This window comes from Enterobacter sp. ZOR0014, from assembly GCF_000798855.1.
In the GTDB taxonomy this organism is placed as follows: domain Bacteria; phylum Pseudomonadota; class Gammaproteobacteria; order Enterobacterales; family Enterobacteriaceae; genus Enterobacter; species Enterobacter kobei.
Genome location: NZ_JTLF01000081.1, coordinates 1 through 26,770 on the forward strand (window position 1 = coordinate 1; position 26,770 = coordinate 26,770).

26 protein-coding genes and 1 pseudogene are annotated in these 26,770 nt (G+C 56.2%); 5 read left to right on the forward strand and 22 right to left on the reverse strand.

The window, feature by feature from the left end:
• Positions 1-154 precede the first annotated feature (154 nt).
• The 3 genes from tyrB to dnaB all read right to left on the reverse strand — a co-directional run bounded on the left by tyrB (position 155) and on the right by dnaB (position 3,976).
• Positions 155-1,348 (reverse strand): aromatic amino acid transaminase, encoded by a 1,194-nt coding sequence (gene tyrB / locus L977_RS03440; RefSeq protein WP_014882147.1) that lies wholly within the window; start codon positions 1,346-1,348, stop codon positions 155-157.
• Between the two features lie 119 nt (positions 1,349-1,467).
• Positions 1,468-2,547, reverse strand: coding sequence for an alanine racemase (gene alr, locus L977_RS03445; protein WP_014882146.1), 1,080 nt, complete (start codon positions 2,545-2,547; stop codon positions 1,468-1,470).
• A gap of 16 nt (positions 2,548-2,563) precedes the next feature.
• The gene (gene dnaB / locus L977_RS03450; RefSeq protein WP_008503375.1) at positions 2,564-3,976 is read right to left on the reverse strand and encodes a replicative DNA helicase; all 1,413 of its coding nucleotides are present in this window, start codon (positions 3,974-3,976) and stop codon (positions 2,564-2,566) included.
• 66 nt (positions 3,977-4,042) lie between these two features.
• On the opposite strand from dnaB, the gene L977_RS03455 reads away from it, so the two are divergent.
• Positions 4,043-5,026 carry a quinone oxidoreductase gene (locus L977_RS03455; protein WP_014882145.1) on the forward strand — a complete coding sequence of 328 codons (984 nt, stop codon included), beginning with the start codon at positions 4,043-4,045 and terminating at the stop codon, positions 5,024-5,026.
• A 184-nt stretch (positions 5,027-5,210) separates the two neighbouring features.
• On the opposite strand, the gene pspG is transcribed toward L977_RS03455, so the two are convergent.
• The 4 genes from pspG to L977_RS03475 all read right to left on the reverse strand — a co-directional run bounded on the left by pspG (position 5,211) and on the right by L977_RS03475 (position 8,639).
• Positions 5,211-5,453, reverse strand: a complete 243-nt coding sequence (pspG, locus tag L977_RS03460; protein ID WP_014882144.1) for an envelope stress response protein PspG — start codon at positions 5,451-5,453, stop codon at positions 5,211-5,213.
• Between the two features lie 136 nt (positions 5,454-5,589).
• Positions 5,590-6,585, reverse strand: a complete 996-nt coding sequence (gene dusA, locus L977_RS03465; RefSeq protein WP_047624756.1) for a tRNA dihydrouridine(20/20a) synthase DusA — start codon at positions 6,583-6,585, stop codon at positions 5,590-5,592.
• A gap of 82 nt (positions 6,586-6,667) precedes the next feature.
• The gene (gene traF / locus L977_RS03470) at positions 6,668-7,927 is read right to left on the reverse strand and encodes a conjugal transfer protein TraF (protein ID WP_408939000.1); all 1,260 of its coding nucleotides are present in this window, start codon (positions 7,925-7,927) and stop codon (positions 6,668-6,670) included.
• A 223-nt stretch (positions 7,928-8,150) separates the two neighbouring features.
• Positions 8,151-8,639 (reverse strand): cupin domain-containing protein, encoded by a 489-nt coding sequence (locus L977_RS03475; RefSeq protein WP_014882141.1) that lies wholly within the window; start codon positions 8,637-8,639, stop codon positions 8,151-8,153.
• 115 nt (positions 8,640-8,754) lie between these two features.
• Here L977_RS03475 and zur point away from each other — a divergent pair, with 115 nt between their 5' ends.
• Positions 8,755-9,267 (forward strand): zinc uptake transcriptional repressor Zur, encoded by a 513-nt coding sequence (zur, locus tag L977_RS03480; protein ID WP_047624761.1) that lies wholly within the window; start codon positions 8,755-8,757, stop codon positions 9,265-9,267.
• A 48-nt stretch (positions 9,268-9,315) separates the two neighbouring features.
• Here the strand turns inward: zur and L977_RS03485 are convergent, their stop codons facing one another.
• From L977_RS03485 to L977_RS03500, 4 genes are all read right to left on the reverse strand, one after another.
• A complete protein-coding gene (locus L977_RS03485; RefSeq protein WP_014882139.1) occupies positions 9,316-9,525 on the reverse strand; it encodes a CsbD family protein in 210 nt (69 codons plus the stop codon).
• A 120-nt stretch (positions 9,526-9,645) separates the two neighbouring features.
• A complete protein-coding gene (dinF, locus tag L977_RS03490) occupies positions 9,646-10,983 on the reverse strand; it encodes an MATE family efflux transporter DinF (RefSeq protein ID WP_014882138.1) in 1,338 nt (445 codons plus the stop codon).
• Positions 10,984-11,046: 63 nt separating this feature from the next.
• On the reverse strand, positions 11,047-11,655 hold the full coding sequence (lexA, locus tag L977_RS03495) for a transcriptional repressor LexA (RefSeq protein WP_014882137.1): 609 nt from the start codon (positions 11,653-11,655) through the stop codon (positions 11,047-11,049).
• Positions 11,656-11,763: 108 nt separating this feature from the next.
• Complete coding sequence (locus L977_RS03500) at positions 11,764-12,132, reverse strand: diacylglycerol kinase (RefSeq protein WP_014882136.1); 369 nt, start codon at positions 12,130-12,132, stop codon at positions 11,764-11,766.
• Between the two features lie 154 nt (positions 12,133-12,286).
• Between L977_RS03500 and plsB the strand changes: the two genes are divergently transcribed.
• Positions 12,287-14,707 carry a glycerol-3-phosphate 1-O-acyltransferase PlsB gene (plsB, locus tag L977_RS03505; RefSeq protein ID WP_047624764.1) on the forward strand — a complete coding sequence of 807 codons (2,421 nt, stop codon included), beginning with the start codon at positions 12,287-12,289 and terminating at the stop codon, positions 14,705-14,707.
• 126 nt (positions 14,708-14,833) lie between these two features.
• Here plsB and gntU read toward each other — a convergent pair whose 3' ends face one another.
• The 5 genes from gntU to L977_RS03530 form a co-directional block, all read right to left on the reverse strand.
• The gene (gene gntU, locus L977_RS03510; RefSeq protein WP_014833577.1) at positions 14,834-16,174 is read right to left on the reverse strand and encodes a gluconate transporter; all 1,341 of its coding nucleotides are present in this window, start codon (positions 16,172-16,174) and stop codon (positions 14,834-14,836) included.
• Positions 16,175-16,177: 3 nt separating this feature from the next.
• A complete protein-coding gene (gene gntK / locus L977_RS03515) occupies positions 16,178-16,705 on the reverse strand; it encodes a gluconokinase (protein ID WP_014882134.1) in 528 nt (175 codons plus the stop codon).
• Positions 16,706-16,831: 126 nt separating this feature from the next.
• The gene (gntR, locus tag L977_RS03520; protein WP_014882133.1) at positions 16,832-17,827 is read right to left on the reverse strand and encodes a gluconate operon transcriptional repressor GntR; all 996 of its coding nucleotides are present in this window, start codon (positions 17,825-17,827) and stop codon (positions 16,832-16,834) included.
• 91 nt (positions 17,828-17,918) lie between these two features.
• A complete protein-coding gene (locus L977_RS03525) occupies positions 17,919-18,614 on the reverse strand; it encodes a pirin family protein (RefSeq protein ID WP_000639796.1) in 696 nt (231 codons plus the stop codon).
• Positions 18,615-18,737: 123 nt separating this feature from the next.
• A complete protein-coding gene (locus L977_RS03530; RefSeq protein WP_014882132.1) occupies positions 18,738-19,775 on the reverse strand; it encodes an oxidoreductase in 1,038 nt (345 codons plus the stop codon).
• 256 nt (positions 19,776-20,031) lie between these two features.
• Between L977_RS03530 and yhhY the strand changes: the two genes are divergently transcribed.
• Positions 20,032-20,520 carry an N-acetyltransferase gene (yhhY, locus tag L977_RS03535; RefSeq protein ID WP_047624769.1) on the forward strand — a complete coding sequence of 163 codons (489 nt, stop codon included), beginning with the start codon at positions 20,032-20,034 and terminating at the stop codon, positions 20,518-20,520.
• A gap of 87 nt (positions 20,521-20,607) precedes the next feature.
• On the opposite strand, the gene ggt is transcribed toward yhhY, so the two are convergent.
• Entirely contained in the window at positions 20,608-22,353 is a 1,746-nt protein-coding gene (gene ggt, locus L977_RS03540) for a gamma-glutamyltransferase (RefSeq protein WP_197061791.1), read from the reverse strand.
• A 123-nt stretch (positions 22,354-22,476) separates the two neighbouring features.
• On the opposite strand from ggt, the gene L977_RS03545 reads away from it, so the two are divergent.
• Positions 22,477-22,854: a DUF2756 family protein gene (locus L977_RS03545; protein ID WP_023331795.1), complete on the forward strand. Its 378-nt coding sequence runs from the start codon at positions 22,477-22,479 to the stop codon at positions 22,852-22,854.
• Here the strand turns inward: L977_RS03545 and ugpQ are convergent.
• The 5 genes and pseudogenes from ugpQ to L977_RS03570 form a co-directional block, all read right to left on the reverse strand.
• Positions 22,838-23,584, reverse strand: a complete 747-nt coding sequence (gene ugpQ, locus L977_RS03550; RefSeq protein WP_047624771.1) for a glycerophosphodiester phosphodiesterase — start codon at positions 23,582-23,584, stop codon at positions 22,838-22,840. The genes L977_RS03545 and ugpQ overlap by 17 nt on opposite strands.
• Complete coding sequence (locus tag L977_RS03555) at positions 23,581-24,651, reverse strand: sn-glycerol-3-phosphate import ATP-binding protein UgpC (protein ID WP_014882127.1); 1,071 nt, start codon at positions 24,649-24,651, stop codon at positions 23,581-23,583. Before L977_RS03555 ends, ugpQ begins: the two co-directional genes overlap by 4 nt.
• Before the next feature lies 1 nt (position 24,652).
• A complete protein-coding gene (gene ugpE / locus L977_RS03560) occupies positions 24,653-25,498 on the reverse strand; it encodes a sn-glycerol-3-phosphate ABC transporter permease UgpE (RefSeq protein ID WP_023331793.1) in 846 nt (281 codons plus the stop codon).
• A complete protein-coding gene (gene ugpA / locus L977_RS03565; RefSeq protein WP_023331792.1) occupies positions 25,495-26,382 on the reverse strand; it encodes a sn-glycerol-3-phosphate ABC transporter permease UgpA in 888 nt (295 codons plus the stop codon). Before ugpA ends, ugpE begins: the two co-directional genes overlap by 4 nt.
• A 106-nt stretch (positions 26,383-26,488) precedes the next feature.
• Positions 26,489-26,770: pseudogene (locus L977_RS03570) on the reverse strand (sn-glycerol-3-phosphate ABC transporter substrate-binding protein UgpB); the annotation flags it as partial.

A 26,770-nucleotide genomic window follows, 5' to 3' on the forward strand; every position in this document is an offset into this window, starting at 1 on the left:
ACAAGTGTTCACTATGTCCCCGGACTGTACACCCACAGGGAGAGGGAGAACACCCAGCCCGTAGGCCCGGTAAGCGGAGCGCCACCGGGCGATGAGACTGCACGGCGGCCTGATGTCCTCCCCCAAAGGGAGAGGGAGAAACCGTAGTGAGTACTTACATTACCGCAGCAAATGCCTGTGCCACGCGATGAACGTTGCTGGCATTGAGACCCGCGACGCACATGCGGCCGCTGGCAATAAGGTACACGCCGAACTCGTCGCGCAGACGGTCGACCTGCGCGGCGCTCAAACCGGTGTAGCTGAACATCCCGCGCTGCCTGATCAGATAATCAAAGTTATGCCCCGGTACCGCCTCTTTCAGCACGTTGACCAGCTCCTGACGCATCGACAGAATGCGCTTACGCATGGATTCCACTTCGGCAAGCCAGCTAGCTTTCAGCTGTTCGTCACCGAGTACCGTCGCCACAACCTGCGCACCAAAGTTCGGGGGGCTGGAGTAGATACGGCGCACCGTAGCTTTAAGCTGGCCCAGCACGCGGCTGGCAGCTTCGGCATCTTCGCAGACCACGGACAGCCCGCCGACGCGTTCGCCATACAGGGAGAAGATTTTCGAGAAAGAGTTGCTCACCAGCACAGGCAGGCCGGCACTCGCAACGGCGCGGATAGCATAGGCATCGTCTTCCATCCCGGCGCCAAAGCCCTGATAGGCGATGTCGAGGAATGGAATCAGGTTGCGAGCCTTGAGCACCTCAATGACGGCATCCCACTGGTCATTGGTGAGGTCCGCACCCGTTGGGTTGTGGCAGCACGGATGCAGCAGCACAATGCTGCGCGCCGGCAACGTTTTCAGTTTTTCCAGCAGGGCTTCAACGCGCACGCCGTTGGTTTCGCTGTCAAACCACGGATAAGTCTCGACATTAAAGCCTGCGCCCTCAAAAATTGCGACGTGGTTTTCCCACGTCGGGTCACTGACCCACACGCCGGAATCCGGGAAGTATTTTTTCAGGAAATCAGCACCGACTTTCAGCGCGCCCGATCCACCCAGCGTCTGGATGGTCGCCACACGTTTTTGCGCAAGTACCGGATGATCGGCCCCAAACAGCAGCGGTGCAATGGTATTGCGGTACGCATTGAGCCCTTCCATCGGCAGATAGAGCGACGCTCCATGCGGGACCGCATTCAGACGCGCTTCGGCTTCGGCAACGGCTTGTAACTGAGGAATAATACCCTCTTCGTTGTAATACAAACCGATGCTGAGGTTCACTTTATCGCTGCGAGGATCTTCTTTGAAACGCTCCATTAAGGAGAGAATAGGGTCGCCGGCATAGGCGTCAACGTTCTGAAACACGCGATGGTTCTCCGGAATTCGATGAGGCAGGAGTTTCAACAATAAACCGGAAGTGGGAGAAGGTCGAGAGGATGTTAATAAAGTTGAAGTGAGGTTAATAACCTCACTTCACAGACGGTTCAGTCAAGGTATTTCATCGCCACCCGGGAGGTCAGGCGCGTGATAAGTTCGTAAGCACTCACTTTCGTGATTTCAGCAATGCGCTCAACGGGCAGGCCCTCACCCCACATCACCACATCATCACCTGCTTTATCCTGGGCGTCGGGTCCAAGGTCCACGCAAATCATGTCCATCGCGACGCGACCGACAATGTTGACCTCGCGACCATTGACCAGCACCGGTGTACCTGTCGGTGCAGCACGCGGATAGCCATCTCCGTAGCCCATCGCCACCACGCCAAGGCGCGTGTCGCGCTCGCTAATCCAGGTGCCGCCATAGCCCACCGGCTCGCCCGCTTTGTGCTCACGCACGGCAATCAGATTCGAGACCAGCGACATCACTGGCTTAAAGCCAAAGTCCGGCCCCCAGGGTTTGCTCTCCAGAGGCGACACGCCATAAAGAATAATGCCCGGGCGCGCCCAGTCAAAGTGCGACTGCGGCCACAGCAGGATCCCGCCGGAAGCCGCAATCGAGCGCATTCCCGGCTTGCCTTCGCAGAAGGTGTTAAAGATATCGAGCTGCTGCTCGGTTGCCCCACATTCAGGCTCATCGGCACGCGCAAAATGGCTGACGATGTTCACGGGCTGGCGCACGTTTTTGCACCGGCACAAACGCTGATAAAACGCCTCCGCATTTTCCGGGCGAACGCCCAGACGGTGCATGCCCGTGTCGAGCTTCATCCAGACGGTAACGGGTTCACTCAGCTCGGCGTTTTCCAGCGCGGACAGCTGTTCTTCGTTATGTACCGCCGTGTGCAGATGCTGGTCAGCAATCGTAGGCAAGTCTGTGGCTTCGAAAAAGCCTTCCAGCAGCAAAATGGGTTGCGTGATCCCCCCCGCACGCAGGCGGAGAGCTTCTTCAAGACGGGCGACGCCAAAGGCGTCGGCATCGGGGAGCGTTCGCGCGGTCTCAAGAAGACCGTGTCCGTAAGCGTTCGCTTTCACGACTGCAACGAGCTTGCTGGCGGGCGCCAGTTCACGCAAACGTTGCAGGTTGTGTCGCAGAGCGCGGCGGTTAATGACTACAGTTGCCGCTTGCATTTGAATTCCTTAGAAATTACTCATCATCATATTGAGGACCGGCGTAGTTGTCGAAACGCGACCACTGTCCGTTAAAGGTCAGACGCACCGTCCCGATCGGGCCGTTACGTTGTTTACCAATAATAATTTCGGCGATCCCTTTCAGGTCGCTGTTCTCGTGATAAACCTCATCACGGTAGATGAACATGATTAAGTCGGCATCCTGCTCGATGGAGCCGGATTCACGCAGGTCGGAGTTGACCGGGCGTTTATCGGCACGTTGTTCCAGGGAGCGGTTCAGCTGCGACAGCGCCACCACCGGCACGTGCAGCTCTTTGGCTAACGCCTTGAGCGAGCGGGAAATCTCTGCAATTTCCAGCGTACGGTTGTCGGAGAGCGACGGCACGCGCATCAGCTGGAGGTAGTCGATCATGATGAGGCCGATGCCGCCGTGTTCGCGGGCGATACGGCGCGCGCGGGAGCGCACTTCCGTCGGCGTCAGGCCAGAGGAGTCATCGATATAGATGTTACGTTTTTCCAGCAGAATGCCCATCGTGCCGGAGATACGCGCCCAGTCTTCATCATCGAGCTGGCCGGTACGGATACGGGTCTGGTCCACGCGCGACAGCGATGCCAGAGAACGCATCATAATCTGCTCGGAGGGCATCTCAAGACTGAAGATGAGTACAGGTTTATCCTGCAACATTGCGGCGTTTTCGACGAGGTTCATCGCAAATGTCGTTTTACCCATCGACGGACGCGCCGCAACGATAATCAGATCCGACGGCTGCAGGCCAGCGGTCTTTTTGTTGAGGTCGTCATAACCGGTGTTGACCCCGGTGACACCATCATGCGGTTGCTGGAACAACTGCTCGATACGCGCCACGGTCGCGTCGAGCACATCGGCAATGTTTTTAGGCCCTTCGTCTTTGTTCGCACGGCTTTCGGCGATTTTAAAGACGCGGGACTCCGCCAGGTCGAGCAGGTCTTCGCTGGTGCGCCCCTGCGGATCAAAACCGGCTTCGGCGATCTCGTTCGCCACCGATATCATCTCACGGACGACGGCACGTTCCCGCACGATATCGGCATAAGCGCTGATGTTCGCCGCACTTGGAGTGTTTTTTGACAGTTCTGCCAGGTAGGCAAACCCGCCGACGCTGTCCAGCTGACCCTGACGCTCAAGCGATTCCGCGAGCGTAATCAGGTCAATCGGGCTGCCCGACTCCTGCAGGCGCGCCATTTCGGTAAAGATATGACGGTGCGGACGGGTGTAGAAATCCTCAGACACCACGCGCTCAGCGACGTCGTCCCAGCGTTCGTTATCCAGCATTAAACCGCCCAACACCGACTGTTCCGCTTCAATCGAGTGCGGCGGGACTTTTAACCCTGCGACCTGGAAATCACGCTCGCGGGGTTCAGTCTGTTTGTTGAAGGGTTTGTTTCCTGCCATAGTGAATGGAGTTACCGAGATAAAGAGTGGGTCGAAAGATTACCATATTTTTCTTACGGAGGGAGCATGGCAACGCGCATTGAGTTCCAGAAACACGGCGGTCCGGACGTACTGAAAGCGGTGGAGTTTACCCCCGCAGCGCCTGGCGAGAACGAAATCCAGGTTGAAAACAAAGCTATCGGCATTAACTACATCGATACCTATATTCGCGGCGGTCTCTACCCGCCTCCGTCAATGCCGAGTGGTCTGGGCACCGAGGCGGCCGGTGTCGTCATTAAAGTGGGCAGCGCGGTTAAGCATATTAAAGAGGGCGACCGCGTGGTGTATGCGCAATCTGCGCTGGGCGCTTACAGCTCCGTCCACAACGTTCCGGCGGATAAAGCCGCTCTGCTGCCTGGCGCTATCTCCTTCGAGCAGGCGGCCGCTTCGTTCCTGAAGGGGTTAACGGTTTACTATCTGCTGCGCAAAACCTATGAAATTAAACCCGACGAGCAGTTTCTTTTTCATGCCGCAGCGGGTGGCGTGGGGCTGATTGCCTGCCAGTGGGCGAAAGCCTTAGGCGCGAAACTCATCGGTACCGTGGGCAATGCCCAAAAAGCGCAGCGTGCGCTGGACGCGGGGGCGTGGCAGGTGATCAACTATCGCGAAGAGAGCATCGTCGAGCGCCTGAAAGAGATTACTGGCGGTAAAAAAGTGCGCGTGGTGTATGACTCGGTGGGCAAAGACACCTGGGAGGCGTCGCTGGACTGCCTGCAACGTCGTGGGCTGATGGTGAGCTTCGGGAATGCGTCAGGCGCTGTCACTGGCGTCAATCTTGGCATCCTGAATCAGAAAGGCTCGCTCTACGTGACCCGCCCTTCCCTGCAGGGCTATATCACCAACCGGGAAGAACTGGAGGAAGCCAGCAACGAGCTGTTCTCGCTGATCGCCAGCGGCGTGATTAAGGTGGACGTGGCGGATGCGCAGAAATATCCGCTGACCGATGCGCAGCGTGCGCATGAGGTGCTGGAAAGCCGGGCGACACAGGGTTCAAGTTTACTCATTCCCTGAGCCCCAAAAAGAAATTGGGCTTCCCGTGGGAAGCCCTTTCTTTTTTTAGTTCGGCTGTATGTAGGGTACAGCTCGATGAATTCTGTAGCGGCAGCCATAGTGACAGATTCGATAAGTAAATCCTATTCTGTTCTAAGTAATGCTGCCGGGAAAGTTACAAGTATGTGACGAACCCCTCAATACCTTAGTAACGGAAGCGGTTATTGCGCTGATAAGTCGGCAGTTTTGGTGATTTAATCGCCCGTATCGCCCACACCACCGCAATGGCCAGTAATAACCACGGCAGCAGTTTGATGGTCAGGGCAAACAGTCCGCCGATAAACATTACCACCGTCGCCACGACGAGCGCAGCGAGAATGCCGAGCAGCGAAACGCCCGTGGCTAACAGCATGACAAAAAAGCCAATGACAAAAAGTAGTTCCAGCATGGTGCTCTCCCACGAATTCCCGAGTAATGCAGTCTGTATTACAAGAATCATGCCAAAACTAAACCATTGTTCTTAAAGAAAAACGCCCCGCAATGATATGCAGGGTGTGGTGAATTTGACGATCTTTTAGCGAAAATTATCGCTTATCTGCGACCAGTCGCAGCGCATGTTCCAGCACCTCGATATCCGCACCGGCTTTATGTGCGTTCTCACTGAGGTAACGACGCCACTGCCGCGCCCCCGGTATGCCCTGGAACAGGCCCAACATATGGCGGGTAATGTGGCCGAGATACGTGCCGTTGCTCAGCTCGCGCTCAATGTAAGGATACATGGCGCGCACGACGGCAACCGGATCGGTATCGGCGCCGTCAACGCCAAAGATTTCACGGTCGACCGTCGCCAGAATGCCCGGGTTCTGATACGCCTCGCGTCCGACCATAACGCCGTCCATATGTTCGAGGTGCGCTTTGGCTTCTTCAAGCGACTTAATACCGCCGTTGATCGACATCGTCAGATGCGGGAAATCACGTTTAAGCTGATATACGCGCGGATAGTCCAGCGGTGGGATCTCACGGTTCTCTTTCGGGCTCAGGCCGGAGAGCCAGGCTTTACGGGCGTGGATGATAAACATCTCGCATTCGCCTTTGCCGGACACCGTGTTGATGAAATCGCACAGGAATTCGTAGCTGTCCTGGTCGTCAATGCCGATACGGGTTTTGACCGTCACGGGAATGGAGACTACATCACGCATCGCCTTGATACAGTCGGCAACCAGCTGCGCGTTCCCCATCAGACACGCACCGAACATACCGTTTTGCACACGGTCTGAAGGACAGCCAACGTTGAGGTTAATCTCGTCATAGCCGCGCGCTTCCGCCAGCTTCGCACACTGCGCCAGCGCGGCCGGATCGCTGCCACCCAGCTGCAAGGCAACCGGATGCTCTTCTTCACTGTATGCCAGATAGTCGCCCTTGCCGTGAATGATTGCACCGGAGGTCACCATTTCGGTGTACAGCAGCGTATGGCGGGAGAGCTGACGCAGGAAGAAGCGGCAGTGTCTGTCCGTCCAGTCGAGCATTGGCGCAATGGAGAAACGGTGTGCTGGGAAAGCGGTCTGGTATTCTGACAACATGGCGAAGTTTTAAGCATCTGGTGGAAAAGGGGCGCTACTATAGCACAAAGAAAAGCCGGAGGCGCAGCGCCTCCGGTGCACTTTAGAACGTCATGCTTAGCTGTGCCCCTGCGCCCCAGGTTTCGTTTTCACCGTAGAGGCCCATCAGGTCAACATGCACGGTGTTGAACGGCGCGAAGCCGACACCACCGGTAAAGACGTTGCTGTCGTTACCCTTCACGTCAGCGCGATAACCTGCGCGTACCGCCAGCCAGCTCAGCGGGGTCACTTCAGCACCTACCCCAACATACTGCGACGTATCTTCGCTCTTGAAACCTTTGGTTTCGGTCAGATCGCCATCAGCGGTCAGCGTAACAAGATCGTTGTGCCAGGCGGCGCCCGCGGTGACCAGCGGACGGATCTGGTAGGTGTCTTTATAGCTCACCACTTCTCCCGTACGCCCATTGCGGATGCGGATATCCTTGCTGTCGATATCGCGTGACATCAGGTTTTGCCCGCTCAGGCCGACCGTCCAGTTTTCGCCAAAATCAGCGGCAATACCAGCATCAACGTTAAAGCCCGTATCGTCTGTACGGTAGCGGCTATCGTTCCACTTATTACTGTCGTAATCGTAGATGGAAGTGGTGTAGTTATAGATCCAGGTTTTTTGCAGTTTTGGCGTGACGCCAACGGAAACCGGAATGCCCCCGAGATTGAACTGTCGGGCAACCGCAATACCGTAGTCGGACACAATCGCCGCCCGACCAGACGCCGTTGAGTTGAGGTTTTTGGTAATCTGATCCGTGCCATTCAGCGCTGCATCAAGGGCAACGCCGGCAGCAACCACATCGCTTCGTTGAATACTGCGCAGATAATCAATATCTTGCTGGTCGATAGATGAGCTAACCCGACCATGAGCATAACCTTTGGCCATAAAGGCCACGGAAAGCACATCGTTAGGGATACTCACGGCAAGTCCTGCCCCTGCCGTTGCACGTGCAGTTTTACCCTTGAGATAGTCCAGTTCATCGGCAAGATCTTTGGCCGCGCCCTGGAACTGGTTGATCGAACCTAGCGGATTGGTGATGACCTCAATAGGCGTAAGGTTATCAACCACATCCTTATAGTGATTGATTTTGTCGTTGATGGTATCAATCTCATCCTGAAGATTGTCTTCATCCGTCACCTGCACCCCAACGGACGGCAATATAACCGTCACATCATCGTCCGGTTTTGCCTTTGCCAGCAACGCGGGGTTGATTAACGCTCCGCTGCCATAACTGCCAGCGGCTACGCCCGTCCCGCCCATGGCGTCGCTACGTGATTCTGTCCAGGTATTGGCTGCTCCCGCCTGATTTGCCATAAACAGGGAAACAGCAATGCTAACCACCGAAAATTTAAAATGTTTTTTCACAGTATGCCCGTAATAGTTTGTTATTAGATAACCCCTGTCTGTTATCACCCAAACAGGAACGAACTATTGCTGTGAATAAGAAGCAAAAGACCCGCTATTTCTTTCCCTAAGTGAAATTCCCTTACGGCCTGTTGTAATTTGTGACGGCCTTCAATATTTATAGAAGAGGAAATTATTTTTTCACAGGTTTTCCATCATGCGGGCCAAAAAACTGCGGAGGATGGTCAACCCAGCGATCCTCCCGCGTGGCGGCATAGACCGGATTGAGCGGATAGTAGATGCGGTTGTGCTTCTTGTTGGCCTCGCCCACCACCAGTAACCGAACCTCTTCATCCGTGTTGTTGATAAAGGTATGGCAGACGCCGGTTCCGGCAGGAAAGCCCACGCTGTCGCCGGGTTCAAGTTTCCACAAATAGCCATTAATCCAGGCTTCAGGATAGCCCTCAAGCACGTAGATAAACTCTTCTTCGTCACTCTCTGCATGGGGATAGGATGTCCGACGCCCGGGCAATAAACGCTCATGATGAATGCCGATACGTCGGAGGCCAAGGCTGCGGGCCAGCGGTGCACCGATAGAAAAGAGCTCATTACTGTCGGGGTAGGTGGCGTCATCCGGTCCTTCTATGTCGCGCCAGTGCTTAATACAGTCTGGTTTTTTCATGATGATATTCCCGATTTGCGATGCGTCAGGTATAGCACAGCCTGACGGATATCGGTGTTTTTACCAGAACATGATAAAGTGAGGGTTTTACGTCCCAGAACATCCGAGGTGCTCAATGGATAAGTCCACAAAAGAGCTGTTAGCACAGGCCGAAAAGCTGTGCGCGCAACGCAATGTGCGCCTGACTCCGCAGCGCCTTGAAGTCTTACGTCTGATGAGCCTGCAACAGGGTGCCATCAGCGCCTATGACCTGCTCGACCTGCTCCGCGAAAGCGAGCCGCAGGCTAAACCGCCGACAGTGTATCGCGCGCTGGATTTCCTGCTGGAACAAGGATTTGTTCATAAAGTGGAATCCACAAACAGCTATGTACTGTGCCATCTTTTCGATCAGCCCACCCACACGTCGGCCATGTTTATCTGCGACCGTTGTGGCGTAGTGAAAGAAGAAGCTGCGGAAGGCGTGGAAGACATTATGCATACGCTGGCGGCAAGAATGGGGTTTGCCCTGCGTCATAATGTGATTGAAGCACACGGGCTGTGTTCAGCGTGTGTCGAGGTGGAAGCGTGTCGACATCAGGATGAGTGTGAGCATGACCACTCTATTCTGGTGAAAAAAAAGCCGCGTTAGCAGCAAAAGAAAAGGCGGCCTGAAGCCGCCCCAGTAGGTTATTCAGCGTTACCAGCGGTAATCGTTGCGGGTTTCCCAGTCTTTGACTTCGTTTTCCGCCTGATCTTTCGCGTAGCCGTAACGTTCCTGAATTTTACCGACAAGCTGATCGCGCTTACCTTCAATGACGGTCATATCGTCATCTGTCAGCTTACCCCACTGTTCTTTCGCTTTACCTTTGAACTGCTTCCAGTTGCCGCCGATTTCGTCTTTATTCATCATCGTGTCCTCTTAGTTAAGCGTCGGGTCGTAACGTCCGTTACGTTCTTTTCTGCTGGACGTGATAATTATTGTAGTTAAGGATTCGGCGGTTGATTTCATATTCGGAATCTTTAACCATCACGATATATCGTGACGCGAAGGAAACCAGGTATTGTTTTGCCAGTGGCGGCGCCATATAAAAGCCAGCGACAGGCCACGCAGAGAGAGAAAGACCGCAAGCGCCAACCACAAACCGTGATTACCCAGCCAGGGAAGCGTCAGCAGCGTCAGGCCAAATCCCGCCGCCGCAACGGCCATACTGTTACGCATTTCCGCCCCGCGCGTCGCACCAATAAACATGCCGTCCAGCAGATAACACCAGACACCCACCACCGGTAAGATGACTTGCCAGATGAGATAGTGGCTCGCCAGTTCGCGCAGCGCAGGGAGAGAGGTCAGTAAAGCAACAATCTGTTCGCCGAAGCAGGCATAGACCACGGCAAACACCAGCGCTACCAGTCCTGACTGACGGCAGGCTGCCCGCCAGACATCATGAAGCTGCCCGCTTTCACGCGCTCCATACGCCTGCCCCGAATGTGCTTCAACCGCGTAGGCAAAGCCGTCCAGCGCATAGGCGGTAAACGTCAGCAGCGTCATCAATACCGCGTTGACCGCGACGATTTCAGGCCCCAGCCGTGCACCGAAGACCGTCAGCGCGCCGAAGCAGAGTTGCAGAAGCAGCGAGCGCAGCATGATGTCACGGTTAAGCGCCAGCAGCTTACGGATATTGCCGCGCCATGCGGTTTTCAGCAGCGCGAGGGAGATCCCGCGCATCGCCAGCACGCGCCAGACCATCCACAGCCCCATCACAAAGGTCCCGTATTCAGCAATCGCCGTCGCCAGTGCCGCGCCCCGCACGTTCATATGGAGGCCCATCACCAGCCAGAGATCCAGCACGATGTTGAGCAGGTTTCCCACGACCAGCAGAATCACTGGCGCACGAGCATACTGAACGCCCAGTAACCAACCCAGCAGAACCAGATTTGCCAGCGAAGCGGGCGCACTGAGCCAGCGGATTTCGAGAAAACGTCGCGCCTGCTCCAGTACCGCCTCACTGCCGCCAACGATATGGAGCGCAAGGTCAATCAGGGGATCACGGAGTAAAACGATTAACGCGCCCGCGCCCAACGCAAGAATCAGCGGCTGCACCAGCGCCCGCGCCAGACGTAACGGATCTTTTGCACCATACGCCTGTGCCGTGAGTCCGGTGGTGCTCATGCGCAAAAAGAGCAGCAGCATAAAGAGGAAGCTGGTTGCCGTCGCGCCAATCGCCACGCCGCCAAGATAGACAGGGGAATCGAGATGCCCAATAACGGCCGTGTCGACCAGACCCAGCAAGGGCACGGTGATATTGGAGAAAATCATCGGCAGTGCAAGACGCCACAATGCCTTATCGGATGCCGTCAGCAGTGACATGAGAAACACCGGGAGTGGTCAATAAAGCAGGCTACAGCGGAACCGTAGCCTGTCAGGAAGAGATTACAGCCATTCACCGTTGCGAATCACACCGACCGCCAGACCTTCGATAGAGAAGCTCTGTTCGCGGAGATCGACCACAATAGGAGAGAACTCGCTGTTTTCGGGCAGCAACTGAACGGTGTTACCCTGCTTTTTCAGACGCTTAACGGTCACTTCGTCATCAATGCGCGCGACCACCACCTGGCCGTTCCGCACATCCTGCGTTTTGTGTACCGCCAGCAGATCGCCGTCGAGAATGCCGATATCTTTCATCGACATGCCGCTTACGCGCAGCAGAAAATCTGCGCTCGGCTTGAACATACCAGGATCAACCTGATAGTGGCCTTCGATATGCTGCTGTGCCAGCAGCGGCTCACCCGCAGCAACACGGCCTATCAGCGGAATGCCCGTCTCTTCTTCCACCAGCAGGCGGATACCGCGTGACGCGCCTGAAACAATTTCAATCACGCCCTTACGTGCCAGCGCTTTCAGGTGTTCTTCGGCAGCATTCGGAGAACGGAAGCCCAGACGCTGAGCGATTTCCGCACGCGTGGGTGGCATACCCGTCTGGCCGATATGATCCCGAATGAGATCAAACACCTCTTGCTGCCTGGTCGTTAATGCTTTCATTCCGCCCCCTGGGTGTATATACAGTTATGCTGTGAGTATATACAGTCAAAGGTGAATTTGGAACCAAAAACTGCACAAAAAACCAGGGACTTAATTATTCCTCGAGGCTCATCGGAAATGTGACCAAAGCAGCGTGACCCAGGTAATAACCGCAGTGATAATCGCCAGCAGCACAGCAGCAGAACCCATGTCTTTCGCGCGACCGGAGAGCTCGTGGAACTCTGAGCCAATACGGTCAACAACGGCCTCAATAGCGCTATTGAGAATTTCCACTATCATCACCAGAAGCACGGAACCGATGAGAAGTACGCGGGTAATAGCATCGACATCAAGGAAACAGGCGATGATGACCGCGATGATAGCGGCGACACCTTCCTGGCGAAAGGCGGCTTCGTTGATCCACGCGGCACGGAAACCTTTCCATGAATAGCCGGCGGCTTTGATGATACGCGTTAACCCAGTGGTATTATTGGCCATTAAAAGAACCTTTTATGAAAAAAAGCGTCAGTAACAGGAACTGTAGCGCGTTTCGCTACAGCCTGAAGTATGACGGGTAACAACAGAAATTTTGCGCGCTTTCTGTTATCCTTGCGCCGCAATTGCATTATTAACCAGAGGCTTTACATCGTTTATGTCCGGCTGGCCACGAATTTACTACAAATTACTTAATTTACCATTAAGCATCCTGGTAAAAAGCAAGTCTATCCCAGCAGAACCCGCGCTGGAATTGGGGCTCGATACGTCGCGTCCTATTATGTACGTTTTGCCTTATAACTCGAAGGCAGACTTACTGACCCTTCGCGCCCAATGTCTGGCGCATGACTTACCTGACCCGCTTGAACCGCTGGAAGTCGACGGCACGTTGTTGCCGCGCTACGTGTTCATTCATGGCGGGCCGCGTGTATTTACCTATTACACGCCAAAAGAAGAGTCCATTAAGCTGTTCCACGACTATCTCGACCTGCACCGCAGCAATCCCGATCTGGATGTGCAGATGGTGCCGGTATCGGTGATGTTTGGCCGCCGTCCGGGCCGTGAAAAAGGCGAAGAGAATCCGCCGCTGCGTATGCTTAACGGCATCCAGAAGTTCTTCGCGGTCTCCTGGCTGGGACGCGACAGCTTTGTGCGCTTCTCCCCTTCCGTTTCACTGCGCCGGATGGCAGATGAGCACGGTACCGACAAGATCATCGCGCAGAAGCTGGCGCGCGTAGCACGTATGCACTTCGCCCGTCAGCGCCTCGCGGCCGTCGGGCCACGACTCCCGGCGCGTCAGGACCTGTTCAACAAACTGTTGGCCTCCAAAGCGATCGCCCGCGCCGTTGAAGACGAAGCGCGTAGCAAGAAGATTTCGCATGAGAAAGCCCAGCAGAACGCCATTGCGCTGATGGAAGAGATTGCCGCGAACTTCTCTTACGAGATGATTCGCCTTTCCGATCGTATTCTCGGCTTTACCTGGAACCGCCTGTATCAGGGCATCAACGTTCATAACGCCGAGCGTGTACGCCAGCTGGCGCATGATGGCCATGAAATTGTCTATGTCCCCTGCCACCGCAGCCACATGGACTACCTGCTTCTCTCCTACGTGCTCTATCACCAGGGGCTGGTACCACCGCACATCGCGGCCGGTATTAACCTTAATTTCTGGCCAGCGGGCCCGATCTTCCGCCGCCTGGGCGCCTTCTTTATCCGTCGTACCTTCAAGGGCAATAAGCTCTACTCCACCGTGTTCCGCGAGTATCTGGGCGAACTGTTCAGCCGCGGCTATTCCGTGGAGTACTTCGTGGAGGGTGGTCGCTCCCGTACCGGACGTCTGCTTGATCCGAAGACCGGCACGCTGTCGATGACCATTCAGGCGATGCTGCGCGGCGGAACCCGTCCGATCACGCTGGTGCCTATCTACATTGGTTATGAGCACGTCATGGAAGTGGGTACGTATGCCAAAGAACTGCGTGGCGCAACCAAAGAGAAAGAGAGCCTGCCGCAGATGTTGCGCGGCCTGAGCAAGTTACGCAACCTGGGTCAGGGCTACGTGAACTTTGGCGAGCCAATGCCGCTGATGACGTACCTGAATCATCACGTTCCGGAGTGGCGCGAATCCATCGATCCTATCGAAGCGGTTCGTCCTGCCTGGCTGACGCCAACGGTTAACGGCATTGCATCCGAGCTGATGGTGCGTATTAACAACGCGGGGGCGGCTAACGCCATGAACCTGTGCTGTACCGCGCTACTGGCTTCTCGTCAGCGCTCCCTGACCCGTGAACAGCTCACGGAGCAGCTGGACTGTTACCTGGACATGATGCGCAACGTGCCTTACTCGGTTGATTCAACGGTTCCTGCGGCTACCGCCAGCGAGCTCATCGATCACGCGTTGCAGATGAACAAGTTTGAAGTCGAGAAGGACACGATCGGCGACATCATCATTCTGCCGCGCGAACAGGCCGTGTTGATGACGTACTATCGCAACAACATCGCGCATATGCTGATGCTGCCGTCGCTGATGGCGGCCATCATTACCCAGCATCGCCACATTTCACGTCAGGAGCTATTGCGTCACGTTGATACGCTCTACCCGATGCTGAAAGCGGAGCTGTTCCTGCGCTGGAGCAAAGATGAGCTGGCCGTTGAGCTGGATAAACTGACGGAAGAACTTCGTCGTCAGGGGCTGATCACCGTTGCCAACGATGAGCTGCATATCAATCCGTCACGCTCCCGAACCCTGCAGCTGCTGGCGGCCGGCGCGCGCGAAACGCTGCAGCGCTACGCCATTACGTTCTGGCTGCTGAGTGCGAACCCGTCGATCAACCGCGGTACGCTGGAGAAAGAGAGCCGGACGCTGGCACAGCGCCTGTCTGTGCTGCACGGCATTAACGCACCAGAATTCTTCGACAAAGCGGTCTTCAGTTCCCTCGTGCTGACGCTGCGTGATGAAGGCTTCATCAGTGATACGGGCGATGCCGAGCCAGAAGAGACGCTGAAGGTTTACCAGATGCTGGCAGAGCTGATTACGTCAGATGTGCGCTTGACGATTGAGAGCGCGACGCAGGGCGACTGATGTAAAAAAGCCGGGTGGTGGTTTCATCTTTCCCGGCCTGATGTTCTGCATAAGATGAAAAGATTAAGGCCCGGTCAGCGTTAACGCTACCGGGCCTTATTTTTGAGCCGGGTTAAATCACCGCATTCAGCTCAGCAACGTAAAGGCAATCATCCCGACAATCGCACCCGTCGTACCGAGGATGGTTTCCATCAGCGTCCAGGTTTTCAGGGTTTGCGCTTCGGTGGCGCCAGTAAATTTACCGAACAGCCAGAAGCCAGCGTCGTTAACGTGAGAGACCACAATTGAACCGCCCGCGATACAGATAGACAGCGCTGCCATCTGCGCACCGGAGTAGTTCAGCTGTTCAATCACCGGCATTACCAGACCCACGGCGGTTAAACACGCCACGGTGGCGGAACCCTGGATAATACGCACGGCCGCCGCCAGCACGAAGCAGGTTACCGCAATCGGCAGGCCCATTCCGGTCAGCGCTTCACCCAGAGCCGGGCCCACGCCAGAATCCACCAGCACCTGCTTGAACACGCCACCGGCACCAATCACCAGCAGGATAATACCCGCAGGCTGCAGCGCGGCACCGCAGATCTCCATCACGCGGTCTTTCGGCATTCCCTGACGCATCGCAAGGCCGTAAATAGCCACCAGACATGCCACCAGGATCGCCGTAAACGGGTGACCAATGAACTCAAACCATTCGTAGGCGGTAGAGCCCACCGGCACAAAACGCGCTGCGATGGTTTTCAGACCCACGAGGACCAGCGGGAGCAGGATCAGTGACAGACTGAAGCCAAAGGACGGCATTTTGCCTTCGCCCAAATGCGGCTCGGTGATGTCATCCGGAATGTGCAGCTCAACGTAACGGCTAATGAAGTTGCCCCACAGCGGGCCGGCAATGATCATTCCCGGGATCGCGGCGCACAGGCCAATCAGGATCATCCAGCCAAAGTCAGCGTGCATCTGGGAGGCCAGCAGCATCGGCGCGGGCCCAGGCAACAGAAACGCTGCCGCTGCCGCCACGCCCGCAAACAGCGGAATGACCAGCTTCACGAGGTTGGTACCGGTATGACGCGCCATAGAGAATGCCACACTAATCAGCAGCACAACCGCCACCTCGAAGAACAGCGGCAGCGCGCAAATCAGACCCGCCAGACCAATCGCATAGTGCGCGCGGCTGTGGCCGAAGGATTTCAGCATCTTGACGGCAATCTGATCGACCGCGCCCGTCTCATGTAAAATCTTGCCAAACATCGCGCCCAGCGCGACCACTATCGCCAGGAAGCCGAGCGTGCCTCCCATCCCTTTTTCCATCGTCGCAGCGATCTTGTCGAGCGGCATACCGGAAAAGAGACCTGCACCAATAGAAACCACCATCAAAGCAACGAAGGCGTGCATACGCGCCTTCATCACTAAAAACAGCAGCAGCAATACCGAACCCACTGCTGTCAAAACTAGCGTTAATGTACTCAAAACTTACTGCCTTTTATTAATGACCTCGATGGTGCTGGCTACAACACCCTCCAGTGACTGATCGATATCAACCACTAAGACGTCTTTCTCATCTTCACCCGGCTCCTGGAGCGCGTCGAACTGCGTCACCAGCATCTGGGTTTTGAAGAAGTGACCTTTACGCGCCTTCAGTCGGCTTTCAATCACCTCGAAATCGCCTTTCAGGTAGATGAAAGAGAGGTTCGGGTTGCCGTCGCGCAGCAGATCGCGGTAGGTTTTTTTCAGCGCGGAGCAGACGATCAGCGAAACTTTGTTGGTACGCTGCATGGCGAATGCGGCGTCGTTCAGCGCCTGCAGCCACGGTTTGCGATCGTCGTCGTTCAGCGGCTCGCCGGAGGCCATTTTCATGATGTTGCTGCGCGGATGGAGGAAGTCACCATCAAGAAACGCAGCCTGGAGTTGATGCGCCACTTCGCTCGCCACGGCAGATTTACCGCTACCGGACACGCCCATCAGGACGTAAACGTGGTGATCATGATTAGTCGTGCTCAAAGGGTGTCCCTCAGTCAATTGTTACGGGTAACAGTTATCGGTAACATTGTCCTGCCGGGGCAAAAGAGAAGCAATATCCAAACGTGCGCGAAGTGAATAAGTGTGAGCTAGTTCAAATTTGTCAGCTCAAATAGATCCACCCGGTGACAAGGTGAAACCTAAATCTAACATCTTAGGCGTAACCGTCTCGCCACGAATGCGCGCCAGCAGGCGTTCTGCGCCAATGCGGCCCATACGTTCACGCGGTGTCAGCACGCTCGCCAGACGCGGCTCCATAACCTGGCCGATGTCATGGCCGTGGAAACCCGCAATCGCCATATCTTCCGGGATCTTCAGCCCCAGACGCTGGCATTCGAACGCTGCACCGACCGCAAGGTCATCGTTGGTACAGAAAATACCGTCCAGTTGCGGATACTCGCGTCGCGCCTGACGCATCAGCTCAATACCCGACGTATAGGAAGAGGACTGCTCAACCATTACGCTGTACGGGGTTAAGTTCGCGTCGAGCATCGCCTGCTCGTATCCCTTCTGTTTGATGATAGTACGTTCATCAAGACGCGCGCCCAGATAGGCGATATGACGATGTCCCCGGGCGATGATGGCCGCCGTCATCTGACGTGCCGCTTCGAAGTTATCAAAACCCACGGCGATGTCGAGGCACGGCGACTGGCTGTCCATCAGCTCCACCACCGGAATACCCGCCACTTCAATCATTTTTAGCGTGCGGGCGGTGTGCGTACGTTCGGTTAAAATCAGGCCGTCGATGTTCCAGGAAAGCATGGATTCAAGACGTTCTTCTTCCAGCTCCGGCTTGTACCCGTAGTGGGCGAGCATGGTCTGGTAACCAAACGCATCGGTGACGCTTTCAATGCCGCGAAGCACCTCGGCGAAAACCTGGTTGGTTAAGGAAGGCAGGAGGACACCCACCGCACGGCTGGTCGCATTGGAAAGAATATCGGGTGCGCGGTTGGGGATATAACCCAGTTCATCAAGGGCTGCGGCAATCTTGCCACGCAACGCCACGGAAACCTGTTCCGGGTTACGTAAAAAGCGGCTGACCGTCATTTTGGTCACACCGACGCGATCGGCGACATCCTGAAGTACGGGGCGTTTCTTTTTCATCGTCCTGAGAAATCTTGAAGTGAGAGATTTGCTCAGTTTATCACGGACAAAGCTCAACCTTCCCCGTTTAAAGGGAAGGTTGAGAAATTATTTAGACCGGCGGCAGGTCAAACAGCAGGATTTCACTTTCGCTGTCGGCGTGCACGGAGAGTGCCTGTTCATCCCAGATAGCCAGACCATCGGCAGTGGTGGCTTTGGTGCCGTTGATGGACACCTCACCTTTCACTACCTGGATCCAGACGCGGCGGTTAGCGGCAATCTGATGCACAGACTGTTCATCTTTCGCCAGCGCCCAGCGGTACAGCTCCATGTCCTGATGCACTTTCAGGGAACCTTCACGCGCATCCGGGGACAGCACCAGCTGTTTGCCCTGTTTGGCGTCGAAGCGGCGCTGCTCATAGCGCGGCGTGATGCCGGTCTCTTCTGGAATGATCCAGATTTGATACAGGTGCAGTTTTTCCGTTTTACTCGGGTTGTACTCGGAATGACGCACCCCGGTACCCGCGCTCATGATCTGGAACTCGCCCGCCGGAACCTGCTCTTTGTTGCCCATGCTGTCCTGGTGCTCAACCGCCCCTTCCAGCACATAGGTCAGGATTTCCATGTCTTTGTGCGGGTGGGTACCGAAGCCCTGACCTGCATCAATCACGTCGTCGTTAATGACGCGCAGTGCAGAGAAGCCCATGAAGTTCGGGTCGTAGTAGTCGGCAAACGAGAATGAATGCCATGAGTCCAGCCAGCCATGATTCGCGTGACCACGTTCGTTTGCTTTGCGTAAATAGATCATTGTTTTCACCCTCAGTTCGTTTCGATGGAGTAAGTGTGGACGCAAACGGCCTGGGATCATAGAGGGTGAAAATTGACTCCTCTGTTCAAAAATTGTGAACAAGCGCAGAGGAGCCGTTTTTGCTTATTTCGCGAGGGTGATCGTGGCAGGAGAAGCCTGTTCGAACGCCCGCTCGAGCAGTTCGAGGTTGGTAAGAACGTCAGATTCCTTGACGTAATTGGGTGCTCCGCGGGTCAGCGTTTCAAACAGCGCATCGTAGACGCGACCATAGTCGCCGGTTTCCGGCTTCAGCGCTTCTTTGACCGTTACGCCTTCGTCGTTGACATATTCCAGTACGCCCACGGAATCATCCGCCGCAAAGCCCGGTTCACCCGGCATAATGTTGGCCTTCAGACTCGTCTCCTGCTGGTCGATACCGTACTTGATGAACGAGCCACGGGTGCCGTGAACGATAAATTTCGGATAGTCGATTTTCACCAAATGGCTGGTTTTGACGATGGCTTTCAGGTCACCGTAGAACAGCTGCGCTTCAAAGGTATCGTCCGGATTGGCTTTATTGCGCAGACTGCGAATGTCATACGCAGCGTGGTCCGGCCGGCCAAACAGGGAGATGACCTGGTCCATGGTGTGCACGCCAAGTCCGTAGAAAGAGCCATCCTGAGGCAGCCCGGGTTGGGTTTCCGCTACCGGACGGTAGTAATCAAAGTGACTTTCGATTTCCACAATGTCACCGAGCTTACCGCTTTCAATCGCTTTTTTCGCCGTCAGGAAACAGCTGTCAAAGCGACGATTCTGGTACGGCGTCACGGTTAGCCCTTTGCTTTTTGCCAGCGCGAACAGCGCTTTCGCTTCGGCAAGGGTTGGGGTGAACGGTTTTTCCACCAGCACGTTTTTGCCCGCTTCCAGCGCGCGTTTCGCATAGTCAAAATGGCTGTCGGCGTGGGTGCAGACAACCACCAGCTTGACCTGCGGGTCGTTAAGCACCTCATCGAGATCGCTGGTGAAATGAATATGGGAGTACTGCGGGAGTTGCTCTTCCGGCTTCGCGCGGCGGCGGAAGATGTGCGCGACGTGCCAGCTGTCTTTACGGTTGAGAACATACGGCAGGTGATAGCGGGTCGTACTTTTACCAAATCCAATAAATGCGCAATGTAGTGTCATGGCTCAGTCCTTTTGGAAGGTTACTGAGTCTAACCATAACAAAAAAAAAGCCAGCTAAAAGCTGGCTAAAGTAATACTGGAAGCAATGTGAGCAATGTCGTGCTTTCAGGTTCCCGTAGGGGTCTTCCTGAATGCAGAGCAATAATAATCATTCTCATTCGCACTTGTCCAATACTTTTTGCAAAAAATAGCGGTTGACTCAAATTTTAAAGTCATTGATGTTGAGAGGGACATTTAACTGACTGAGGAACAAGGGATGAGTAAGATTGTGATACGCCACGCGGAACCGAAAGATTATGACGCCATTCGTCAGATCCACGCCCAGCCGGAGGTGTACCACAACACGCTACAGGTTCCTCACCCTTCGCTGGAAATGTGGCAGATGCGGCTAGGCGACCAGCCCGGTATTAAGCAACTGGTTGCCTGTATTGACGATATCGTGGTTGGGCACCTCACCATTGATGTTGCCCAGCGCCCGCGCCGCAGCCACGTGGCCGATTTTGGTATCTGCGTAGGCGCACAGTGGCACAACCGCGGCGTCGCCAGCTCGCTGATCCGCACCATGATCGACATGTGCGACAACTGGCTGCGCGTCGACCGCATCGAATTAACGGTGTTTGTGGATAACGAGCCGGCAATAGCCGTGTACAAAAAACACGGATTCGAGATTGAAGGTACTGGCAAGCGCTACGCCCTGCGCAACGGTGAGTATGTGGATGCGTATTATATGGCGAGAATGAAGTAATTTGTTGCCGGGTGGCGGCTTCGCCTTACCCGGCCTACATTCGTGCCGTAGTAGGCCCGGTAAGCGCAGCGCCACCGGGCAACAAAATCAGTACCCCGCCGTCAAATCATCTACCGAACGCGGGTCCGATGCCCCAAACAGCGCGCCGTCCGGCCCGACCATAATGCTCTGGGTGCTGCCCATCGCCTCTTTTACCGCCACCTTCTGTCCACGTTGCTCCAGCAGTTTGATGGTGTCCGGGCTAAAGCCCTTCTCAACGCGCAGTTCATCCGGCAGCCACTGGTGATGAAAACGCGGCGCGTTGGTCGCTTCGGCGACGTTCATCCCAAAATCGATACTGTTGACCACCATCTGCAATACCGTAGTGATAATCCGGCTTCCGCCAGGACTGCCGGTGACCAGCCAGGTTTTACCGTCTTTCACCACGATAGTGGGTGACATGGATGACAGCGGTCGCTTCTTCGGCCCAACCGCATTCGCATCGCCGCCGACCAGACCGTAGACGTTCGGCACGCCCGGCTTGGCAGAGAAATCATCCATCTCGTTGTTAAGCAGAATGCCGCTGTTGCCCGCCACAATCCCGGTACCAAAGGTGGTATTGAGCGTATAGGTCACCGCCACCGCGTTACCGTCTTTATCCACCACCGAGAAGTGGGTGGTCTGGTTGCTTTCATACGGTGCCAGCTTGCCGGGGCGGATCTCGCTGGACGGTTTAGCCTTGTTGATGTCGATCTCACCAGCAATGGATTTGGCATATGCCTTGTTGGTCAACGCCTGCCACGGCACCTTCACGAAGTCCGGGTCACCGAGGTATTCCGAGCGGTCGGCGTAGGCGCGTTTTTCGGCCTCCGCCATTACCTGCATCGCATCCGCGCTGCCGAAGCCGAACTTATGCATATCGAAGTTTTCAAGAATATTGAGGATCTGCACGATGTGGATCCCGCCGGAGGACGGCGGTGGCATCGAGAAGACTTCGTAGCCGCGATAGGTTCCGCTAATTGGCTCACGCTCTACCGCCTTGTACTCGGCCAGGTCCGCTTTGGTGATGAGCCCGCCGTTTTTCTTCATCTCTTCAGCAATCTGGTCAGCAATCGCCCCTTTGTAGAACGCGTCCGGACCGTTTTCAGCTATCAGCTCAAGGCTTTTGGCGAGGTTCTTCTGCACCAGCTTATCGCCCTTCTTCAACGGCTCGCCGTCTTTCCAGAAGATGGCTTTACTATTTTCGTGATTGGGAATCACTTCACTGCCGTAGGTTTTGAGATCGTCCGCCAGAGCGTCATTCACTACAAAGCCGTCCCGGGCCAGTTTAATGGCTGGCTGCACCACTTTGTTCAGCGGCATGGTGCCGTATTTCTCCAGCGCCAGCGAGAAGCCCGCCACGGTGCCCGGCGTGCCGCTTGCGAGATGGGAAGTCAGGGATTTTTTACTGTCCGGGTTCCCCTGGTCGTCGAGGAACATATCGCGGGACGCCTGAGCAGGCGCCATTTCGCGGAAGTCGATGGCGGTCGTTTTGCCGTCTTTGGTGCGCAGCATCATAAAGCCGCCGCCGCCCAGATTCCCCGCCTGCGGGTGCGTTACCGCCAGCGCATATCCCACCGCGACCGCCGCATCTACCGCGTTACCGCCCTGTTTGAGAATGTCGACGCCCACATGGGTTGCCAGCGCATCCACGGACGCCACCATACCGTGGTTTGCCCGCACGGGATGAAAAACATCTTCCTCCACGCCATACGATACTGGCGGAGCCGCTGGCGAGTTGGCCGCCACGCTAAATGTCCCGCCTGCCATCAGCGCGGCGATGGCGACCCAGCGCAAAAACGTTGGTTTCATCATTATTGTTCTCCAGGTGAAGGGATCCATATTCCCCGCTTAAGCCTGGTTCACAACTCCTAAAAAATCATCGTCATGGTGAAATCAGGGTAAACTTAAGAGAGACCTCAACAGGAGGAAATGACAATGAAACGCTTACTGATTCTTGCGGCGCTGATTCCGTTTGCCGCGCTCGCACAGCCACTTAACACCATGAACAACCCGAACCAGCAGGGTTATGTCATCCCGAGCCAGCAGCGTATGCAGACGGAGATGATGAGCCAGCAGCAACAGCAAAAAGGGATGCTGAACCAGCAGTTGAAAACGCAGACCCAGATGCAGCAGCAGAGCCTGCAAAATCAGATGAACGCCAACACCCAGCGCGTACAGCAGGGACAGGTGCGTGAGCAGCCGCTGCCGAATAAAAACGGTGGGATGTTAGGTGGGATGACGTCGTCAGGCAGCGGACAGCAGCATATGCTGCCGTCGCAGTCGAATGGCAGTATGCTTAACCCGCAGAACTAAAGTTCGGGCCGATCAGGTCTATGGCATCGGTACAGATGCTGTCCACGCCCCAGCGCAGCAGTTCGGCTGCACGCTGGGGTTTATTCACGGTATAAACCAGAATATGCAGACCCGCGTCTTTGAGCATCTTCACCCGCGCCTCGTCCAGCAGCCTGTGATTGAGATGGATAGAGACACAGCCTAAGCGGGTCGTCAGCTCGCGCCAGTCCTCACGCCACTCGTCCAGCAGCAGCCCACGCGGGAGTTCAGGCACGGCAGCCTGGGCCGCTTCCAGGGCGTCAATTTCAAACGAGGAGAGCAGCGGCGCCGTCATCCCTTTCCATAGCTCACGCGCGGCCAGCGCAATGACTTTACCCGTCAGCGTCCCGGTGCCGGTGGTCGGTTTGATTTCAATGTTTGCCATCATGCCGTGCTGACGACAGCGGTCCGCCACCTCCTCCAGCAGCGGCAGCGGTTCGCCTTTGAATTCACCGCTGTACCAGCTTCCGGCATCCACTTTCAGCAGATCGCGCCACGGCAGTTCACCCGCCACGCCCCAGCCGTTGCTGGTGCGTTCGAGGTTGTCGTCATGCAGCAGGAAAATCTCGCCGTCCTTCGACAGCTTGGCGTCAAACTCGATCATCGTGTGACCGTAGCGCGCGCCAACATCAATCGCCGCCAGGGTATTTTCCGGCGCCAGTTTACCGCCGCCACGGTGGGCGACGATGTGGGGATAAGGCCAGTTGCTCATACTCGTTGTCCTGTTTCACCATCAAAGAGGTGCAGATGATTTTCCGGCAGGTGCAGCCACAGCGTGCTGCCTGCTTTCGGGCGCTCCTGATGTGCCAGACGCACCACCATTTTTTGCTCGCCCCAGCGCCCGTGCGCCAGGTTATCTGCCCCCAACATCTCCAGCGTGTCCATCACCAGCGGCACGCCGCCGTCCGCCTGAGAGGTTAAACCGATATGCTCGGGGCGGATCCCGAGCGTCATCTTACGCCCGGCGTAGCCACGATAGTACCAGTTGATCGGTAATGCCATCCCGCTTTCCAGCTCAAAGTGCGTGCCTGCATTGCTGATACGCCCTTCCAGCAAATTCATTGCCGGGCTGCCGATAAAGCTCGCCACAAAGCGGGTGGCCGGTTTCTCGTAAACATCCACCGGCGTACCAATCTGCTCGGCGATGCCTTTGTTCATCACCATCACGCGCTGGGCAAGGGTCATAGCTTCGACCTGATCGTGGGTCACGTACAGGGAGGTGGTTTTCAGACGGCGATGGAGCTGCTGCAGCTCAAGACGCATCTGCACGCGCAGCTTGGCATCCAGGTTGGAGAGCGGTTCATCGAACAGGAATACCGCCGGGTCGCGCACGATGGCGCGCCCCATCGCCACGCGCTGGCGCTGGCCGCCGGAGAGCTCGCGCGGGCGGCGCTTGAGCAGGCCGTCCAGTTCCAGAATGCGTGCCGCTTCTTTGACGCGCTCGTCGATATGGCCTTTGCCCATGCCGCGGATTTTCAGCCCCCACGCCATGTTCTCTTCCACGCTCATGTGCGGATAGAGGGCGTAGTTCTGAAACACCATCGCAATACCGCGATCCTTCGGTTCCATCTCGGTGACGCGCTGGCGGTCAATCCAGATATCGCCCGAGGTCACGCGCTCCAGCCCCGCCACCATGCGCAGCAGGGTGGATTTGCCGCAGCCGGACGGGCCAACCATCACGATAAATTCCCCGTCCGCTACGTCGAGCGTCAGCGGCTGAATGACCTGGGTTTTGCCGTCCCAGCTTTTGGTTACTGCCTGAAGTTTTAAACCTGCCATCTTATTTCTCGCTATCGACCAGGCCGCGGACAAACGCGCGCTGCATGGCTAAAACAATGACTACGGGTGGGATAAGGGTGAGCAGCATCGCCGCCATCACCTGGTTCCAGAGGGTGGTGCCTTCGCCGGTGGCAATCATGCCTTTGATGCCCGCGACGGCGGTGCCGAGGCTGACGTCCTGGATAATCAGCAGCGGCCACAGGTACTGGTTCCAGCCGTAGATAAAGGTGATCACAAACAGCGCCGCAAGGTTGGTTTTCGACAGCGGCAGCACGATATCGCGGAAGAAGCGCATAGGTGACGCGCCGTCGATACGCGCGGCTTCAATCAGCTCGTCCGGCAGGGTCATAAAGAACTGGCGGAACAGGAAGGTGGCGGTCGCCGAGGCCATCAGCGGCAGGGTTAAGCCCGCATAGCTGTCGAGCATCTTCAGGTTGGCAATCACTTCCACCGTCGGGAAGATACGCACTTCCACCGGCAGCATCAGGGTGATAAAGATCATCCAGAAGAAGAGGTTGCGCAGCGGAAAACGGAACCAGACGATGGCGAAGGCGGAGAGCATCGACACCGTGATTTTGCCGACGGTGATGCCGAACGCCATGATGAAGCTGTTGAGCATCATCAGCCAGAACGGCGCGCTGTTCGCGCCCACGCCCTGGGTCCAGATGGTCTTCATGTTCTCAAACAAATGCGAACCTGGGATCAGCGTCATCGGCGTGTCGAACACCGCTTTGGTGTCCAGCGTGGCGGCGACAAACGCCACGTACAGCGGAAACAGGATGACGATGATCCCTAAAATCAGCATGGTATGGCTGAAAATCGTCAGCCCGCGACGGTTCTCAATCATTGGTAGCGCACCTTACTTTCAACATAGCGGAACTGCACCACCGTGAGGATGATGACGAGGAACATCAGCACCACCGACTGCGCGGCGGAGGCCGAGAGATCAAGCCCCGCAAAGCCTTCGCGGTAGATCTTATAGATAAGCGTCGTGGTCGCCTGCACCGGGCCGCCCGCGGTCGCCGCGTCGATCACCGGGAAAGTGTCGAAGAAGGCGTACACAAGGTTAACCACCAGCAGGAAGAAGCTCACCGGGGCGATCAGCGGCAGCGATAATCTGAAGAAGCGGCGAACCGGCCCTGCGCCGTCAATCGCCGCCGCTTCCACCAGCGAACGCGGGATGGACTGCAGTGCGGCAAAGAAGAACAGGAAGTTATAGCTGATCTGCTTCCACACCGAGGCGAACACCACCAGGAACATCGCCTGACCGCTGTTCTGGGCGTGGTTCCAGTCGTAACCCAATTCGGCCAGGAAATGGGTAATCAGCCCGCGCCCCGGGTTAAACAGGAAGATCCACAGCACGGCCGCAACGGCGGGCGCGACGGCGTAAGGCAGCAGCATCAGGGTCTGATACAGGCGGCTGCCGCGCACCACGTAGTCCACCAGCGCGGCAAAGAACAGCGAAGCGACCAGACCGCTGACGGTGACCAGCGCGCTGAATTTCATCGTCGTCCAGAAGGAGTCCAGATAGTAGCTGTCGTGGAACAGCGCGGTGAAGTTGTCCAGGCCAACAAACTGGCTGGACAGCCCGAACGGGTCGACGCTTTGTACCGAGTACCACAGCGCTTCGCCCGCAGGCCAGATAAAGAAGATAACGGTGATGACCAGCTGCGGCGCGACCAGAAGATAGGGCAGCCAGCGGGAGCGGAACACCGGACGGGATGATGACATTGAGATTGGGTTCCTGAACAATGCCGGGTGGCGGCTACGCCTTACCCGGCCTACATGTGGCACGTCGTAGGCCCGGTAAGCGTAGCGCCACCGGGCGAATCACAGATTACGATTTGGTGGACTGCTCAAAACGGCGCAGCAGCTGATTCCCGCGTTCTACCGCTGAATCCAGCGCCTGTTGAGGCGTTTTCTTCCCGGTCCACACGCTTTCCAGCTCTTCATCCACGATGGTGCGGATCTGCGGCATGTTGCCCAGACGCAGACCTTTGGTGAACGGCAACGGCGGCTTGTTCAGCATCTGACGCGTCGCGATATCCGCGCCCGGGTTTTTGCTGTAGAAGCCCTGCTCGCGGGTCAGGTCATAGGCGGCTTTGGTGATCGGCAGGTA